We start from the raw sequence: 16,259 nt of genomic DNA, 5'->3' as shown, positions 1-16,259 counted from the left end.
ATGGTCAAGGCAGAAGGCGTCCACAAGTCGTACGGCGCCGCCCACATCCTCCGGGGCATCGACCTGGAGGTCGCCCCCCGGGAGGTCTTCTGCCTGGTGGGCCCCTCCGGCTCCGGCAAGTCGACCTTCCTGCGGTGCATCAACCACCTGGAGCGCATCAACGCCGGCCGGCTCTCGGTCGACGGCCGGCTGGTGGGGTACAAGCAGAAGGGCGACAAGCTCTACGAGCTGAAGGACAGCGAGGTGGCGGCCCAGCGCCGGGACATCGGCATGGTCTTCCAGCGCTTCAACCTCTTCCCGCACATGACGGCCGTCGAGAACGTCATGGAAGCCCCGGTCATGGTCAAGGGCGAGTCCAAGTCGGTGGCGCGTGAGCGCGCCGTCAAGCTCCTGGACCGCGTGGGCCTGGGCGACAAGGGCGCGAACTACCCCACCCAGCTCTCCGGCGGCCAGCAGCAGCGCGTGGCGATCGCCCGCGCGCTGGCCATGGAGCCCAAGCTGATGCTCTTCGACGAGCCCACCTCGGCGCTCGACCCGGAGCTGGTGGGCGACGTCCTGGACGTCATGCGGGACCTGGCCGAGTCGGGCATGACCATGATCGTGGTCACGCACGAGATGGGCTTCGCCCGCGAGGTCGGCGACAACCTCGTCTTCATGGACGGCGGTGTCGTCGTCGAGTCGGGCCACCCGCGCGAGGTGCTGGGCAACCCGCAGCACGAGCGCACCAAGGCGTTCCTGTCCAAGGTGCTCTAGCCGCAGCGGCAGGCGTACGACGGTGGGGCGGTACGGGATTCCCGTACCGCCCCTCACGCGTTCCCCGGGGCCGTGGGGCCTCCGCCCGGGCCCGGGCGGAGGCCCGCTACCGCAGGCCCAGCACCAGCGCGTCCGAAGGCGACCGCCAGACCGTGCGGGCCTCGGCGAAGCCCGCCGCGCGCAGCGTCCGCTGGTGCCACGCCTCCGAGGGGGTGTCGCCGTCCGCGTGTTCCCCGTAGATCTCGAAGCGCCGCCGTACCGGCTCGGCCAGGACCGGGTCCGCGGCCGCCAGGGCCCACCAGTCGCGCCAGTCGACGGCCCCGGCGGCCCGGGCCCGGTCCATCGCGGCGTGCCGGTGGGCGTGCTCGGCGGCGTCGATGCGCGGCGTGGCCGGGTCGGGCATGTGGTCGGCGTTCATGAAGACCCCGCCGGGGCGGACCAGCGGGGCGAGCTGCCCGTACAGCACCTCCAGGTCCTTACTCGGCAGCCAGTGCAGGGCGGTGGCCGTCAGGACCGCGTCGTAGGTGTCGTGGGGCAGGGCCGCCGGCCAGTGGGGGTCCTTGAGGTCGGCCGTGACGAGGGTGACGCGCCCGTCACCGGCGAAGTGGCCCGCGGCGATGGCCAGCAGCGCCGGGTCCAGATCGACGCCCGTGCTGACGGCGTCCGGGAACCGCTTGAGGACGCGGTCCGTGATACTTCCCGTACCGCATGCGAGGTCCAGGACCCGGGGGGCGGGGCCGACCAGGGCCCCGACCATGTCCAGCATCACCCGGAACCGCTCCTCGCGGTCGGGCATGTACCACTCCTGCTGCCGGTCCCAGCTGTCCTGCCAGGCCTGCCAGTAGGCAGCGGTTCCGGTCGTACCCGTCGTTCCCGTCATCCCGAACCCCTCCACACGTAATACCCTCGAATACGTCTCGGTCATTACCGGAGACACTAATCCGCAGCCGTAAGGACTACAAGTGGAACTGGCCTATTACTCGGACTATGCCGTGCGCCTGGTCAACACCGAGGAGCCGGCCCGCAACAAGGACTCGCTGACTTCGGTGGACGCCGTCCGCGCCTTGTTCGGCGGCAGCGTCCAGATGGCCCGCCGGGTCACCGACACCGACGTCACCCGCTTCCGCAACGTCCGCGGCCGGCTGCGCGCGGTCTTCGAGGCCGCCGACGGCGGCGACCACGTCCTCGCCGTCGACCTGCTGAATTCGCTGCTCATGGAGTTCCCCGTCAGCCCCCAGGTCTCCGGCCACGAGACCATCGGCGAGGACGGCGCCCCCGACTGGCACATCCACCTCGCCGAACACCCCTCGAACGCCTCCGCGGGCTACGCCGCCATGGCGGCCATGGGCCTCGCCTTCCACGTCACCGAACACGGCCCCGACCGCCTCGGCCTGTGCCGGGCGGCGCCCTGCCGCAACGCCTACCTCGACACCTCCACCAACCGCTCCCGGCGCTACTGCTCCGACCGGTGCGCCACCCGGGCGAACGTGGCGGCCTACCGGGCCCGCAAGCGGCTGGAGGCCGAAGGGTCGGCCCGCAGCGGGCGCAGCGCCGAGGCCGCCCAGGCCAGCCACGCCCTCAGCGAGCGCTGATCCGCCTCGCGCGGACGCAGGCGCAGGACCGCCGTCGCCAGCACCAGCTCGCCGGGAACCGGCCCGTAGTCGGTGCTGTCGCCGGTCGCGTTGTAGGGGTTGTCCCCGAGCACCCACCAGGAGCCGCCCCGGCGCCGCTCCACCGCCCGCTTGATCACCAGCAGGTCCTGCTGGAACGGGTGCCGCAGCACCACCACGGCACCCGGCCGGACGGCCGCCCCGTACCGCACGACGACCCGGTCCCCGTGGGCCAGGGTCGGAGCCATCGAAGGCCCCGTCACGTCCACCACCCCGAGGCTCCTCAGCGGGCTGCGGATCTCCACCATGCACGACCTCCTCGTCACCCCCGCATGCTGCCGCACGGCGCCGTAGATTCGCTCACCGGTCCGGCCGCCGCCCTGGACTTTTGTCCCAAGCCCCCGGGGGCGACCGCGAAATCCGGATTCCGAGCGAGTAACCTCGCCCTTGAGAAGACGATCACGAGGAGGACACACCCCATGCTTTCCCGCCTCTTCGCCCCCAAGGCGAAGGTCTCCGCCCACTGCGATCTGCCGTGCGGCGTGTACGACCCTGCCCAGGCCCGCATCGAGGCCGAGTCGGTCAAGGCCGTCCAGGAGAAGTACCAGGCCAACGACGACGCCGACTTCCGCGCGCGCGCCATCACCATCAAGGAGCAGCGCGCCGAGCTGGCCAAGCACCACGTCTCGGTGCTCTGGAGCGACTACTTCAAGCCGCCGCACTTCGAGAAGTACCCGCAGCTGCACGTCCTGGTCAACGACACCCTGAAGGCCCTCTCGGCCGCGAAGGCGTCGAACGACCCGGCGACCGGCCAGAAGGCCCTCGACCTCATCGCCGAGATCGACCGCATCTTCTGGGAGACCAAGGCCGCCTGATCCGGCGCCCCGGGTACCCCGGCCGCGCCGCCGCCCCTGTGGCCGGCGCGGGAACGAGAACGGCCCGACTGCTCCTCGCAGCCGGGCCGTTCCCGTTCCAGTTCCCGTTCGGGCTCCCGTTCCCGCTCCCGCTCCTGGTGCGCCGGTCCGCCGCCCGGCCGCCGGCTCACTCGTCGGCGTCGTCCTCGTCGTCGTCGTCCAGGCGGGCCAGCCAGGTGGCCAGGCGTTCCACCGGGACCTCGAAGTCCGGGTTCAGGTCGACGAAGGTGCGCAGCTGCTCGGCGAGCCACTCGAAGGTGACCTCCTCCTCGCCGCGCCGCTTCTCCAGCTCCTCGATGCCGCGATCGGTGAAGTACAAGTCGGGCTCCGTGCCGTGAGGGGGGTGTTTCCCGCCAGGATAATCCGCGGTGCGGCAAGACCTCCCGCCCGCGGTGTCCCCGGCGCTAGCCTGGATGCCTCACGAGCGGGGGGCGCGGATGGCGGAAGGGCGCACGGACGGCTCCGCGCGCGCCTTCGAGCTCCTGGAACCCCTCGTCCAGGCGGCGACCGTACGCGTCCACGCCCCGCCGGGCGGGTATGAGGGTTCCGGCAGCTACTGGTCCGGTCCCACCTGGGGGAGCGGGTTCTTCATCGCCCCCGGCTGGGTCCTGACGTGCGCGCACGTGATCGGCGAGGGGGGTGCTGCGGTGCGTCTGTCGGGGCGCGAGGTCGGCATCACCTTCTCCTCCGGCGCCAACGGCGCCACCGGGACCGTCACCGGGCGCGTGGAGTGCGTCCTGCCCGAGCGGCTGGAAGAGCGGCGCCCCGGCCGGCGGGCCCTGTGGGACCTGCCCGACCTGGCGCTGGTCCGGGTGCTGGCCCCCGTCTCGCACGCCTGCGTCTGGCTGACCGACCGCTCCCGGCCCCGCTTCGACGAGGTCGCCTACTTCGGCTGCACCGAGGACCTCGGCACCCCCGAGATCACCGGCCGCACCACCCGGCTGCGCGGCACCGCGGGCAACGGCGCGGCCATCCGGCTCGGCGACGACGACGAGATCGAGCCCGGCATGTCCGGCGGCCCGGTGGTGGACCTGGCCCGCGGCGAGGTCGTCGGAGTGGTCAAGGCCCGGCGGCACACCGGAGGAGGCGGCCTCGCCGTCTCGGTCGTGCAGCTGCGCACCCTGCCGATGCCCGTTCGCGGCCGGACCGGCCTCTACCGGCGGGTCATGCAGGCCCACGACCTGCACCACTACGACCAGCACGTCAGCGACCTCAACAGCCGCCGGACCTGGACCGACGTCCACGACGAGCTCCCGGCCGAGGACGGCGACCCCTACGCCGGCCGCGGGCGGCTCACCCCCGGCGAACGCACCACCCTGTGCGGGCTGCTCGCCGAACTGCCCCCGCCGGGCGCCTCGGAGGACGTGCGGGCCCTGGTGGAGGCGGCGCGCGGGGAGGAGCCCGACCCGCACCCCCTCGCCCCGCTGAGCTGGCGCGACGGGCTGGGGCTGCTGCACGACCCGCCCGGCGGCTCGGGGGAGGCCGCGGCCATGCTCCGGTACGCGACGGACGTGAGCGTGGCCGACTACCGCGAGCCGGCCACCCCGGGCGCCGACGAGGAACTGTGGGACTGGGTGCGCACCACCGCCGAACGGCTGTGGCGGCCCCTGCGCCGGGAACTGGGCGAGCGCCACGAACGGGGCCTGGCGGACCGGGAGCGCCGCCGGCGTGCCTCGGCCGGGCGGCCGGTGCGCCATCCGGCCCGGCCCGCCGACGGGCTGCCGCCCGGGGCTTCGGTCCTGCTGGAGGTGTGGGCGCACGGCTGGGAGGACGTCCACGACTGGCGGGTGTCGGTACTGGCGGGCCCGGCACACCCGGGGCGGGTGACGCCGGTGGACTCCGGCGTACGGGTCGCCCCCGCGGCCCTGCCGGAGGTGCTGCGGGCGCCGCTCGCGGAGGCGTTCCGGCGCTGCGACACCCACGAGACGGCCGCCCTGCTCGAAGTCGCCGTGGCACCCGATCTGTTCGGGCTGCCGGTGGACCGGTGGGAGCTGGTGGGCGGGGTGCCGCTGGGAGTGCAGCGGCCGGTGGTGCTGCGCCACCCCGCCGGGCCCGCCCGCCCGGACGCCGCCGCCCGGTGGGCGCGGGCGCTGGCCGGACCGCTGCTGGACGAACGGGCCGACTGCGTCCGCGGCCGGCCGCGCACCCCCTCGCCCGGATGGCTGGCCGCGCTCCCCGACAACACCGTGCCGGTGCACTGCCGGGCACCCGCCCTGGAACCCACCCTGGGGTCACTGCACGCGGTGCGGGACGCCGGGTACGGAGTGGTGGTGTGCCGGCGGCCCCCGGCGGACCCGGGGGTCTCGTGCGCCCCCTTCCACCGCGGGCTGCGGGAGGAACTGGCCGACGCGGGAAGGGCGGAGGTGCTGCCGCTGCGGCTGCAGGCCCTGCGGGGTCGGGCGCACGGCGCCGACCCGGACGCCTACTGGGCGGCGGGAGCCGCCCTCGTCTGGGACGATCCCGCGCGCACCCTGCCCGAGGACGAGCCGCTGCAGGGGGACCTGTGACCGGCAGGAGGGAGCAGCACCGATGAACGACGAATGGCTCATCTACCGCGGCGTGGGGGAGCCCCACGACGGGATCGACGCCCTGCCCGACCCGCCGCCGTGGCGGGACTTCGACGGCGGCCCCGTGGGCGAGGCGGGCGGCCAGGCCGCAGCGGCGGGCGCGGCCGACGGCAACATCGCCCGGCGGCTCGGAGCGCACCGGCAGGCCGCCGAGCTGCACCGGCCCGAGCCCGAGGAGCTGGAGGCCATCAACGCCGCCCTGTACCTGCGGCGGCCACTGCTGGTGACCGGCTTCCCCGGTACGGGCAAGTCCACCCTCGCGCACGCCGTCGCCCACGAGCTGAAACTGGGCCGGGTGCTGCGCTGGCCGGTGGTCTCGCGCACGGTCCTGCAGGACGGGCTCTACCGCTACGACGCCCTCGCCCGGCTCCAGGACGTGCAGATCGCGGCGAGCGGCGGCGCCCCGGGCGGGGCTCCCGGCATCGGCAAGTACATCCGGCTCGGACCGCTGGGCACCGCGCTGCTGCCGACCGCCCGGCCCCGGGTCCTGCTCATCGACGAGCTCGACAAGAGCGACATCGACCTGCCCAACGACCTGCTGAACGTGCTGGAGGAAGGCGAGTTCGCCCTCCCGGAACTGGAACGGGTGGCCGACACCGAGCCCGAGGTGCAGGTGCTCACCGACGACGGGACGAAGGTGAGCGTCCAGGGCGGCCGGGTGCGCTGCCGGGAGTTCCCCTTCATCATCCTGACCAGCAACGGCGAGCGGGACTTTCCCGCGGCCCTGCTGCGCCGCTGCATCCAGCTCAAGCTGGGCCAGCCCGGCGAGAAGCGGCTGGCCACCATGGTCCGGGCCCACCTCGGCGAGGAGGCCGCCCGGCTCGGGGCCGATCTGATACGCGAATTCCTCAGCCGCTCCCAGTCGGAACTCGTCGCGGCCGACCAGCTGCTCAACGCCGTCTACCTGACCCACTACGCCGCCCCGCCCACCCGGGAGGACCTCGCGGACCTGCTCATCCAGCGGCTCGACCGCCCGAGGTGACGGGCCGTGCCGCCCGCCGGACCGCCCGGCATCCGTGAATTCGCCGCGCTGCTGCGCGGCGTCGGGCTCGACCCGTCCGCCGAAGAGCTTGCCGACGCCCTGTGGCTGGCCGGGCGCATCCGCCGGCCCGGGCCGCCGGCCGCGGACGCGCAGGCGCCCGTACCGGAAGCGGAAGTCAAAGATCCGGTCAGGTCGCCGGTGGAGCCCGCGCGGGCGGCCGCGGTCCTGGAGGACCCGGTCCGGCTCTACCCGCCGGGAGGCCACCGCCCGGCCGATCAGGAGACGGACGCACCCGGCGAGGCACCCGGCGAGCGGGCCCTACCCGTCCGGGTGCCGGCCGCGGCGGCGCTCCCGCGCATCCTCGACATACAGCGGGCCCTGCGCGTCCTGCAACGCCACCGCGCACCCGCCCCGCCGGTACGGACGGCGCTCGACGAGGAGGCCACCGCCGAAGCCAGCGCCCGCGCCCTCGGGCTGGTCATCCCGGTGCTCCGGGCCGAGAGCCGGCGCGAGGCCACCGTGCGGCTGGTGATGGACGCCTCGCCCTCGATGGCCGTGTGGCAGGACATGTTCGAGGAACTGCGCTCCGTCTGCGAACGACTCGGCGCCTTCCGGGACGTCCAGGTGCACTACCTGCACCGGCTCCCCGACGGGACGGCGGCGCTCGGGCGGGGCCCGCTGCCCTCCACCGGCCTGCGCTCGGGGGACCAGCTGCGCGATCCCACCGGCCGCGCCCTGACCATGCTGGTCTCCGACTGCGCCGGACCCCTGTGGCGCGAGGGCACCGCCCAGCGGCTGCTGCACCGGTGGGCCGAGTGCACCCCCTGCGTGGTCGTCCAGCCGCTGCCGCAGCGCCTGTGGGGCCGCAGCTGGCTGCCGACCGAGCGCGGCACGCTCTGCCGCGTCGAGGACGGCGGCGGCGGGGTGCGGCTGCGGTTCCGGCCGGACCGCCCGGCGCCGCCCGGCGCCCGGCGGGGGCTGACCGTGCCCGTGCTGCCGCCGAGCGCCACCGCCCTCGGAGCGTGGGCCCGGCTCGTCGCCGGCCTCGGCACCGGCCCGGTTCCGGCCGAGGTCGGCCGGGTCCTGGCCGACCATCCGGCCGCGCCGCTGCCGCCGCCGCGTGCCGTGCGGCCGCCCCGCGACCTGGTGGCGCGCTTCCGCTCCTCGGCCGCGCCCCGCGCCGTCCAGCTGGCGGTCTACCTGTCGGCGGCCCCGCTGACCCTGCCCGTCATGCGGCTGGTGCAGCGCACGATGCTGCCGGACTCCGAGCCCTCCGACCTGGCGGAGGTACTGCTCAGCGGGCTGCTGCGGCGCAGCGCCGAGGCCCCCGGGCAGTGGTACGAGTTCGTCCCCGGTGTCCAGGACGTCCTGCTGGGGCCGCTCGGCCGGGACGAGGCCGCGCTGGTCCTCAAGCACTGCTCGGAGTACGTACTGGCCCACTTCGGCCGGGGCGTGCGCAACTTCCCCGCCCTCGCCGTCTCGCAGCTGACCGGAGCCCCCTCGGCAACTGCCGCCCCGGGGCCGCCGCCGGACGCCGAGCGGCCCCCCGCCGGGCGGCTCCCGCAGGCCTTCGCGCAGGTCTCGGCCAAGGTCGTACGGCGCTACCTGCCGGGGCTCCCCGAGGAGGACCCGGCGCCGAGCGAGCCCGCCGTGCCCGCGGGACCCTCCCGGGCCGCGGCGCTGCGCGCGGCCCGGGACCGGCTCGCCGACGGGGACGCGCGGGCGCTCCACGAGGCGGTGGCGGTCCTGCGGCGGGCCGTGGCAGCCCCGGCGGGGCCCGGCGACCCGCCGGAGGAGGCCGAGGGCGAACTGGCGGGGGCGCTGCTGCGGCTGTGGGACGTCCAGCGGGACCCGGAACTCCTCGCCGAGGCGGAGCGGGCCGTGACCGGGCTGGGGACGGCGCGGGCGCGGGCCCTCCTCGGCCGGGTGCTGTACGAACGGGCGCTCCTCGGGGAGCCCGACGGGGAGCTGCTGGCCGCGGCGGACCGGGAGTTCGCGGCGGCGGGCGCCGCGGCCGGCCCCGAGCTGCGGCGGGACTGCGCGGTGCGCCGGGCCGAGACCCTGATCAGGCTGAGCGCACTGCGCCGGGACCCGGGCGCGCTGCGCGAAGCGCGTGCGGCCCTGGAACCCCTCACCGGCCCGCCCCCGGCAGGCGGCCCCGGCCGCCCGGCGGGCCCCGGCCGTGGTCCGGAGGCCGTCGGTGGTCCGGAGCCCGCCGGTGGTCCGGAGCCCGCCGGTGGTCCCGGCCGTGGGCCGCAGCCCGTCGGCGACCCCGGCCGCGGGTCCGGGGGACGCCCCCACGCCGCCGAGCCGGGGCACCCCGTGCTCCAGCGGGCCCTGGGGCGGGTCCTGCTCGCCCTGCTGCCGTACACGGCCGATGCGGCCGAGCGCACGGCGCTGGCCGAACAGGCCGCCGCCCGCCTGGCCGTACCCGTCCCCCTGCCCGACACGGACACGGACACGGACACGGACACGGACACGCAGGCGGCCGCGGAGGCGGCGGCCGGCCGGGCCCGCGCGCGGGCCCGCGTGGACCTGGCCGACGCCCTGCGGTACCTGCCGGACCGGCTGGAGGAGGCGGCCCGGGAACTGGACGCGGTCCTGACCCCCTCCGACGGGGACCCCGAACTGCGCGTGGCCGCCCTCGTCTGCCTCGGCCGGGTGCACCGGGCCCGCCACGCCCGCGACGGCGACCCGGTGGCCCTGGAGGACGCCGCCGGGGCCTACGGCCGGGCCCGCCGGCTGATCCCCCGGGACGGGGACGCCCACGCCCAGCTGCTGCCCGAATGGGGCGACGCCCTGCTGGAGCGGGCACGGGCCGCCGACGGGCGGCGGTTCACCGGTACGGCCGTGCGCGTCCTGCGCGAGAGCCGGGCGGCGGTGCCGCAGTCCGACCCCGGGTCGGCGCACCGGCTGATGAGGCTCGCCACCGGGCTGCGGCTGCGGCACACCTACGAGGGCGATCCGGTCGACCTGCGGGAGGCGGAATACCTGCTGGAACTCGCCGTCCGGCACAGCCGCAGCCCGCTGGAGCGGGCCCGCGCCTGGCGAGACCACGGAGACGTCCAGCAGGAGATCCACGGCCACAACCGGGCACCCGACCGCCTGGACCGGGCCGCGGACTCCTACCGGCGGGCCTGGCGGGCCGCCCTGGAGGCCGACCACGAGGAGCGGGAGGCCGCCGGCACCGCCGTCCAGCTGGCCGCCCGCCTCCAGGAGCTGCGCGGCGAGGTACTGGAACGCCTGGCCAGGCCGCGGGCCGCCCTGGACGCCTACCGCTCCGCACTGGAGCTGTGGACGCGGCTCGGCCCGGACGCCGGGGGCAGGGCGGAGGCCGTACGCGCACGGGTACGGGCCCTGGACCCGGGGCCCTGACACCGGTACCGGGCTGTTTCCGCGCACCGGCCGGGGGGGAAAAGGCAGTGGACCATCCCGCACACGACTCAACAGGGGGACAGGCAGCCCATGGTGACCACACATCAGGAAGCGGCGGCGAGGGTCCCCGCCTGCCCGGGGCGGCTGCCGGACCTCTCCGGCCTGGACCTCGCGGCACTGCGCCGGATCGACCATCCCGTACTGGCCCAGGTGATCGAGGGCATGGTCGAGCGGGTGACCCACCCGGCCGAGATCCTCAACGCCTTCGACTCCGGAGTCACCTGAGGCACGGGCTCATTGACCGTTTTCCGCCGTTAGCCGGGACCGTCCGAAGGGCAGGGATGGACCGTCCGCAGCGGGAGGTAAGGCGATGAGGCACACGCACACGAGCGACCCCGTGCTGCCCGCGCACCCCGAGCAGTCCGTCCACGCGGCGCACGCCCGCCACGCGCCCTGGCCCCACACCCGCCTCGACGTGCCCGCACTGCGCGCCGCCGGACACCGGCCGCACCCCATACGGCAGTTCGTCCTCAAGACGCGCAGCCGCTGCAACCTCGCCTGCACCTACTGCTACGTCTACGAGATGGCCGACCAGGGCTGGCGCGGCCAGCCCGCCGCCATGACCGCGGCCACCGCCGCCCTCGCCGCCGAGCGGATCGCCGAGCACGCCGCCGCCCACGGCCTGTCCCGCGTGGACCTCGTGCTGCACGGCGGCGAACCGCTGCTCACCGCGCCCGCCCGCCTCGCCGCGCCCGTCGACGCCGTCCGGGCCGCACTGGCGCGCACCGCGCCCCGTACCCGGGTGACCGCCACCGTCCAGACCAACGGCACCCTCCTCACCCGCGGCCGGCTCGCCGCGCTGGCCGCCGCCCAGATCCGCGTCGGCGTCAGCCTCGACGGCGGGCTGCCCGCGCACAACGCCCGGCGCGTGGACCACGCCGGGCGGCCCGGCTTCGGCGCCGCCACCCGGGGGCTGCGGCTCCTGGCACGCCATCCGGACAGCTACGCCGGGGTGCTCTGCGTCGTCGACCTCGCCCAGGACCCGGTGGAGACCTACGAGTCGCTGCTGGCCTTCGGGCCGCCCAGCGTCGCACTGCTGCTGCCGCTCGCCAACTGGAGTTCCCCGCCGCCCGGCCACCACCCCGGCCGGACCCCGTACGCCGACTGGCTCCTGGCCGTCTTCGACCGCTGGTGGCACGCGGGGGAGCGGCGCACCAGGATCCGGACCTTCGAAGAGGTCATCGCCCTCCTGCTCGGCCTGCCCGCCGCCACCGAGACCCTCGGGCTGGCGCCCGCCGCCACCGCCGTCATCGAGACGGACGGCACCATCGAACAGGCCGACTCGCTCAAGTCCGCCTACGAGGGCGCCGCCGCCACCGGGATGGCCCTCGCCACCCACAGCTTCGACGAGCTCCTCGACCACCCCGGTCTCGCCGCCCGCCAGCTCGGGCGGGACGCGCTCGCCGCCGGCTGCCGCACCTGCGAGCTGGTGGAGGTGTGCGGCGGCGGGCACTACCCGCACCGCTACCGTGACGGCGCCGGCTTCCGGCACCCGTCCGTGTACTGCGCGGACATCCAGGTCCTGATCCGCCACATCGCCGCCGCCCTCCAGCGGGCGGCCGCCACCGGCCCGCCGGCCCCGGCCCGGGCCGCCCCCGCCGACGCAGCGCACCGCCCGGCGGTCGCCTCATGACCGTCACCCTCGCCGCCTTCAGCGTCTCCTCCCGCACCCTGCGCGCCCTCGCCTCCACCGAGCCCTCCACCGAAGGCACCCGCCTGGTGCGCGACGTACGCCGCTCCAAACGGCTGGTCCTGCTCCGCGCAGTCCTCGACGCCGCCCCCGCCACCCGGGCCGCGGAGGCCGCCGAACACTGGGCCCTGCTGGAGGCAGCCGAACGGCACGACCCGGCGGCCGTCCGCGACGTCCTGCACTATCCCGCCACCGGCGTCTGGGCCGAGGAGACCCTGCGCCGCCTGCACGCCCCGTACGGACCCCCGCCGGACCTCGGACACCTCGGGGCCCTCGCCGTCGCCGCCGCCCTGCGCGCCGGCATCGCCTTCACCCACATCCTGCGGCCCCAGCACGGCCGGCTCGTCCTGCCCACCCTCGGCCTGCTGCGCCCGGACCGCTCCGGACCCCTCACCCTCACCCAACGCTCCTGGGACCCCGACGACCCGGCCGCCCTGCCCCTGCACGCCCTGCCCGGCGGCCGCACCGCCCTCGACGACCTCGACCCCTACCGGGCCCCCGGCCCGGCCCAGCCCGCCCCCGTCCGGCCCGCCCGACGCCTCACCCCCAAGGGACACAAGCGCTGGGACACCCAGTGGTCCGGCGCCCTCACCCTGCTCCAGCGCTACGACACCGCCCGCGCCGGGGAGACCGTCCAACTGCTGCGCTCCGTCGTACCCCTGGCCGGAGGCTCCCGCTCCAGCGGCGCCACCCTGCCCGCGGCCGCCGGCTCCGTACTGGCCCGCGCCCAGGCCCCGCCCGCCCTGGCCGCCACCCTCGTCCACGAGGTCCAGCACGGCAAGCTGACCGCGCTCGCCGACGTCCTGACCCTCCACACCGCCGACCGCACCCCTCGCTACTGGGCCCCCTGGCGCAGCGACCCCCGCCCGCTGGAGGGACTGCTGCACGGCGCCTACGCCCACCTCGCGCTCGCCGGGTACTGGCAGCGCGCCGCCCTCTACGGGGCCCGGGGCGCCTGGGCCCAGCACGCACGGGTCCGGGCCCAGGTGGCCGCCGTCCTGCCGGTCCTGCGCGCCCACGAGCGACTGACCCCCGCGGGAAGGGAGTTCACCGACGCGATGGGAGCCGCCGAGCACGCCATGGACGAACTCCCGCCCCCCGCGGACCAGCACGCCACGGCCCGCCGGGCCGTCGACCGCGAACGCCGCGCCTGGTGCGAGGCACACCCCGAACTCGCACCGTTCACACACGGCTGACGGGGCGTTCGCTGCGGTACCTTTTCAACCCCGTCCACCGCCCGGATTCCAGGGAGACGGCCGCATGACCACCGTTAGCCGGCAGGACTCCAGCGGTGCGGCCCAGCCGCCGCACCAGCCGCAGCGCTTCGTCATCAGCTTCGCGGGATTCAACCGCCCCTGGGCCGTGTGGATCGCCCACCGCCTGGAGGAACACGGCCACCGCGTCGCCCTCCAGCGCTGGGACCCGCAGAACAGCCCCGGCCTCGCCCAGGCCCTCGACGACCTCGCCCGCTCCGGCAGCAGGGTCCTGCTCGTCCTCAGCGAGCGCTACTTCTCCGCCGGCACCCACACCGACGAGGAGTGGAACACCGCCCTGCGCGCCGTCACCGACGACCACCCCGACCGCTTCGCGGCGGTCTGCCTCACCGACGCCCCCCTGCCCAGCGCCGTCGCCGTCCTGGAGAAGACCGACCTGTGGGGCCTGGACGCCTACGAGGCGGAGTACCGGGTGCTGCGCCGACTGGAGCTGCCCACCGACCGGGTCGGCACCGAGACCGGCCGCCGCGGCCCCCGCTTCCCCAACGACCCGCCCGAGATCTGGGGCCGCGTCCCCCGCCGCAACCCGCGCTTCACCGGCCGCAACGACATCATCGGACGGCTGCGGGAAGCCCTGACCGAAGCCCCGGCCGGCGCCTCCACCGTCACCCTGCACGGCCTGTCCGGAGTCGGCAAGACACAGGTCGCCACCGAGTACGCCTACCGCTTCGCCTCCGAGTACGACATCGTCTGGTGGGTCCCCGCCGAGGACCGGCCCACGCTGCGCGAACGCCTCGCCGACCTCGCCCCCGCCCTCGGCCTGCCGCGCGGCGCCGGAAGCTACGGCGAGCAGATCCGGGCCGTCCTGGAAGCGCTGCGGCGCGGCTCCCCGTACGGGCGCTGGCTGCTGGTCTTCGACGGCTGCGACAACCCCGACGACCTCACCGACCTGCTCCCCTCGGGCGCGGGCGACGTCATCATCACCTCCCGCAACCGCGAATGGGCCTCCCGCCACACCAGCCTCGTGCAGGTCCCGCTCTACGCCCGGCCCGAGTCCATCACCTTCATCCGCCGCCGGGCACGCCGGCTCACGGGCGAGGAGGCCGACCAGCTCGCCGAGGCCCTGGAGGACTACCCGCTCGCCCTCGACCAGACCGCCGGCTGGCTCGCGGACTCCCCGCTGACCGTCGGCGACTACCTCGACCTGCTCCAGCGGCGACTGGACTCCCGCGAAGCCGTCACCGTCTCCGACGACTACCCGCTGCCCTTCCCCACGGCCCTGGCCATACTCCTCAACAACGTCCGCGAGAACTTCCCCGACGCCCTCGCCCTGCTGCGGCTCTTCGTCTTCTTCGCACCCGGCCCCGTCCCGCTGCGGCTGCTGCGCGAATTCCCCGTCGACGACGCCCCCGAACAGCTCGCCGGGCTCATCAACGACCAGATCCGCTGGAACGCGGCCCTCAACAAGCTCGTCCAGTTCTCCGTCGTCCGCCTGGAGTACTCCGACCTGCCCGTCGAGGAGGGCGGCGGCGGGCTGGAGACCGTACAGCTGCACCGCATGGTCCACGGCATCGTCCGCGACAACCTCGCCGAGGACGAGGCCGAACCGCTCGCCCGCGCCGTCCGCCAGGTCCTCGCCGCCGCCGACCCCGGCCGCCCCTCCGACTCCCGGCTGTGGCCCCGCTACGCCGAACTCATCCCGCACCTGTCCACCGCCGGCGTGCTGACCAGCAGCAACCCGCGCATCCAGAACTTCCTGCTGCACTGCCTGCGCTACCTGATCCTCGCCGGGGAGTACCGCACCTGCCTGAGGCTGTGTGAGGAGACCGACCAGTCCTGGCGCGCGATGCTCGGCGAGGACCACCCCAAGGTCCGCGAGCTCAGCTACCAGTACGGCGGAGCCCTGCGCAACCTCGGCCTCTTCCGCCGCGCCGAGACCCTCACCAAGGCGGTCGCCGACCGGCTCACGGGCGAGCGCGGCGAACGCGACCTGGAGACCTTGCGGGCCAGCAGCGCCTACGGGGGAGTCCTGCTGTGCATCGCCAAGTTCGAGCCCGCCCGCGAGATCTTCGAGCACTGCCTGGCCACCTACCGCGAGCTGCTCGGCGAGGACGACTCCACCACGCTGGGCGCCCAGAACAACCTCGCCGCCACCTACCGGTTGCTGGGCCGCTACCAGGACGCCTACGACCTCGACCTGGACACCCTGCGCCGGCGCGAGCGGGTCCTGAAGGCCCACCACATCTCCACCCTGTCCTCCGGCATCGCCTGCGCCATGGGGCTGCGGCTGATGGGCCGCTACCGCGAGGCGCAGACCCGGCAGGAACAGGGGGTCAAGCTCAACACCCAGGTGCTGGGCCTGGGCCACCCCCAGACCCTGCGCGCCGAGCACAACCTCGGGATGTGCCTGCGCCGTTCCGGGGACATCCCCGGCGCGGGGCTGCGGCTGCGGACCGTGTGGGAGCGGGCGACACGGGTCTTCGGCATCGACTACCCGTGGACGCTGATGGTCGCCTCCGACTACGCGACCTACCTCCGCGAGTACGGGGACATCGGCGAGGCCCGCCGGATCTCCGAGGACGTGGTCCGCGGCTACCAGTCGCAGCTGGGCCTCGCCCACCCGTACAGCATCGGCACGGTCGGCAACCTGGGCCTGGTCCTGCGGGCGCAGGGCGAACGGGCGGAGGCCCTGAGCCTGGCCGAGCAGGCGCTGGTCGGCATGAGGGGGGCGCTCGGCGACCGGCACCCCTGGACGCTGGGCTGCGCCCTCAACGCCACCGGGCACCGCAACATCACCGGCCGCCGCGAGGACGCGCTGGAACTGAGCCGGGAGACGCTGCGGACCGCCGAGCAGGTGCTGGGACCGGACCACCCGATGACGCTGAGCGCCCAGATCGCGCTGGCGTCCGACCTCCGGTCGGTACGGGAGGACGCGGAGGCCGGCAAGCACGAGGACGCCGGCATCAAGGCGCTGACGCGAGTCCTCGGCCCGCAGCACGTCCACACGGTCTCGGCCAAACAACGCACCCGGCCGTACTGGGACTTCGAACCCCAGCCGTGACGGCCCCCGGTCGTGACGGTCCCCGGCCCACTG

Annotated in this window: 13 protein-coding genes; 10 read left to right on the top strand and 3 right to left on the bottom strand. The window is 75.3% G+C overall.

The window, feature by feature from the left end:
* Positions 1–753, top strand: coding sequence for an amino acid ABC transporter ATP-binding protein (locus tag AMK16_RS09410; RefSeq protein ID WP_199885420.1), 753 nt, complete (start codon positions 1–3; stop codon positions 751–753).
* Between the two features lie 106 nt (positions 754–859).
* On the opposite strand, the gene AMK16_RS09405 is transcribed toward AMK16_RS09410, so the two are convergent.
* Positions 860–1,633 carry a class I SAM-dependent methyltransferase gene (locus AMK16_RS09405; protein ID WP_073911667.1) on the bottom strand — a complete coding sequence of 258 codons (774 nt, stop codon included), beginning with the start codon at positions 1,631–1,633 and terminating at the stop codon, positions 860–862.
* Positions 1,634–1,715: 82 nt separating this feature from the next.
* Here AMK16_RS09405 and AMK16_RS09400 point away from each other — a divergent pair, with 82 nt between their 5' ends.
* A complete protein-coding gene (locus AMK16_RS09400) occupies positions 1,716–2,345 on the top strand; it encodes a CGNR zinc finger domain-containing protein (RefSeq protein WP_073911663.1) in 630 nt (209 codons plus the stop codon).
* Here AMK16_RS09400 and sodX read toward each other — a convergent pair.
* Complete coding sequence (gene sodX, locus AMK16_RS09395; protein WP_073911660.1) at positions 2,249–2,671, bottom strand: nickel-type superoxide dismutase maturation protease; 423 nt, start codon at positions 2,669–2,671, stop codon at positions 2,249–2,251. The two genes, AMK16_RS09400 and sodX, sit on opposite strands and share 97 nt — an antisense overlap.
* Positions 2,672–2,842: 171 nt before the next feature.
* Between sodX and sodN the strand changes: the two genes are divergently transcribed.
* Positions 2,843–3,238, top strand: coding sequence for a superoxide dismutase, Ni (sodN, locus tag AMK16_RS09390; protein WP_073911655.1), 396 nt, complete (start codon positions 2,843–2,845; stop codon positions 3,236–3,238).
* 166 nt (positions 3,239–3,404) lie between these two features.
* Here the strand turns inward: sodN and AMK16_RS09385 are convergent, their stop codons facing one another.
* A complete protein-coding gene (locus AMK16_RS09385; protein ID WP_073911652.1) occupies positions 3,405–3,596 on the bottom strand; it encodes a DUF6104 family protein in 192 nt (63 codons plus the stop codon).
* A gap of 94 nt (positions 3,597–3,690) precedes the next feature.
* Between AMK16_RS09385 and AMK16_RS09380 the strand changes: the two genes are divergently transcribed.
* The 7 genes from AMK16_RS09380 (at position 3,691) to fxsT (ending at position 16,226) form a co-directional block, all read left to right on the top strand.
* Positions 3,691–5,784 (top strand): VMAP-C domain-containing protein, encoded by a 2,094-nt coding sequence (locus AMK16_RS09380; protein WP_079191424.1) that lies wholly within the window; start codon positions 3,691–3,693, stop codon positions 5,782–5,784.
* 22 nt (positions 5,785–5,806) lie between these two features.
* The gene (locus tag AMK16_RS09375; RefSeq protein WP_073911645.1) at positions 5,807–6,826 is read left to right on the top strand and encodes an AAA family ATPase; all 1,020 of its coding nucleotides are present in this window, start codon (positions 5,807–5,809) and stop codon (positions 6,824–6,826) included.
* A gap of 6 nt (positions 6,827–6,832) precedes the next feature.
* Positions 6,833–10,201, top strand: coding sequence for an SAV_2336 N-terminal domain-related protein (locus AMK16_RS09370; RefSeq protein WP_073911643.1), 3,369 nt, complete (start codon positions 6,833–6,835; stop codon positions 10,199–10,201).
* A gap of 90 nt (positions 10,202–10,291) precedes the next feature.
* Entirely contained in the window at positions 10,292–10,486 is a 195-nt protein-coding gene (gene fxsA / locus AMK16_RS09365) for an FxSxx-COOH cyclophane-containing RiPP peptide (RefSeq protein ID WP_073911640.1), read from the top strand.
* Between the two features lie 85 nt (positions 10,487–10,571).
* On the top strand, positions 10,572–11,894 hold the full coding sequence (locus AMK16_RS09360) for an FxsB family cyclophane-forming radical SAM/SPASM peptide maturase (RefSeq protein WP_079191423.1): 1,323 nt from the start codon (positions 10,572–10,574) through the stop codon (positions 11,892–11,894).
* A complete protein-coding gene (locus AMK16_RS09355) occupies positions 11,891–13,147 on the top strand; it encodes an HEXXH motif domain-containing protein (RefSeq protein WP_079191422.1) in 1,257 nt (418 codons plus the stop codon). Before AMK16_RS09360 ends, AMK16_RS09355 begins: the two co-directional genes overlap by 4 nt.
* Positions 13,148–13,211: 64 nt before the next feature.
* Positions 13,212–16,226: an FxSxx-COOH system tetratricopeptide repeat protein gene (gene fxsT / locus AMK16_RS09350; RefSeq protein WP_073911637.1), complete on the top strand. Its 3,015-nt coding sequence runs from the start codon at positions 13,212–13,214 to the stop codon at positions 16,224–16,226.
* Positions 16,227–16,259: the final 33 nt, after the last annotated feature.

It is taken from the genome of Streptomyces sp. CB00455 (assembly GCF_001905445.1).
Lineage (GTDB): Bacteria > Actinomycetota > Actinomycetes > Streptomycetales > Streptomycetaceae > Streptomyces.
The sequence above is the reverse complement of the archived record's forward strand: the minus strand, read 5'-3'. Positions and strand labels throughout refer to the sequence as shown.

Bases quoted from the DNA above. Each gene is read 5' to 3' on its own strand.
- AMK16_RS09360 (WP_079191423.1), top strand. From the start codon at position 10,572: ATGAGGCACACGCACACGAGCGACCCCGTGCTGCCCGCGCACCCCGAG.
- AMK16_RS09410 (WP_199885420.1), top strand. From the start codon at position 1: ATGGTCAAGGCAGAAGGCGTCCACAAGTCGTACGGCGCCGCCCACATC.
- AMK16_RS09375 (WP_073911645.1), top strand. From the start codon at position 5,807: ATGAACGACGAATGGCTCATCTACCGCGGCGTGGGGGAGCCCCACGAC.
- AMK16_RS09380 (WP_079191424.1), top strand. From the start codon at position 3,691: ATGCCTCACGAGCGGGGGGCGCGGATGGCGGAAGGGCGCACGGACGGC.
- sodN (WP_073911655.1), top strand. From the start codon at position 2,843: ATGCTTTCCCGCCTCTTCGCCCCCAAGGCGAAGGTCTCCGCCCACTGC.
- sodX (WP_073911660.1), bottom strand. From the start codon at position 2,671: ATGGTGGAGATCCGCAGCCCGCTGAGGAGCCTCGGGGTGGTGGACGTG.
- fxsA (WP_073911640.1), top strand. From the start codon at position 10,292: ATGGTGACCACACATCAGGAAGCGGCGGCGAGGGTCCCCGCCTGCCCG.
- fxsT (WP_073911637.1), top strand. From the start codon at position 13,212: ATGACCACCGTTAGCCGGCAGGACTCCAGCGGTGCGGCCCAGCCGCCG.
- AMK16_RS09405 (WP_073911667.1), bottom strand. From the start codon at position 1,633: ATGACGGGAACGACGGGTACGACCGGAACCGCTGCCTACTGGCAGGCC.
- AMK16_RS09355 (WP_079191422.1), top strand. From the start codon at position 11,891: ATGACCGTCACCCTCGCCGCCTTCAGCGTCTCCTCCCGCACCCTGCGC.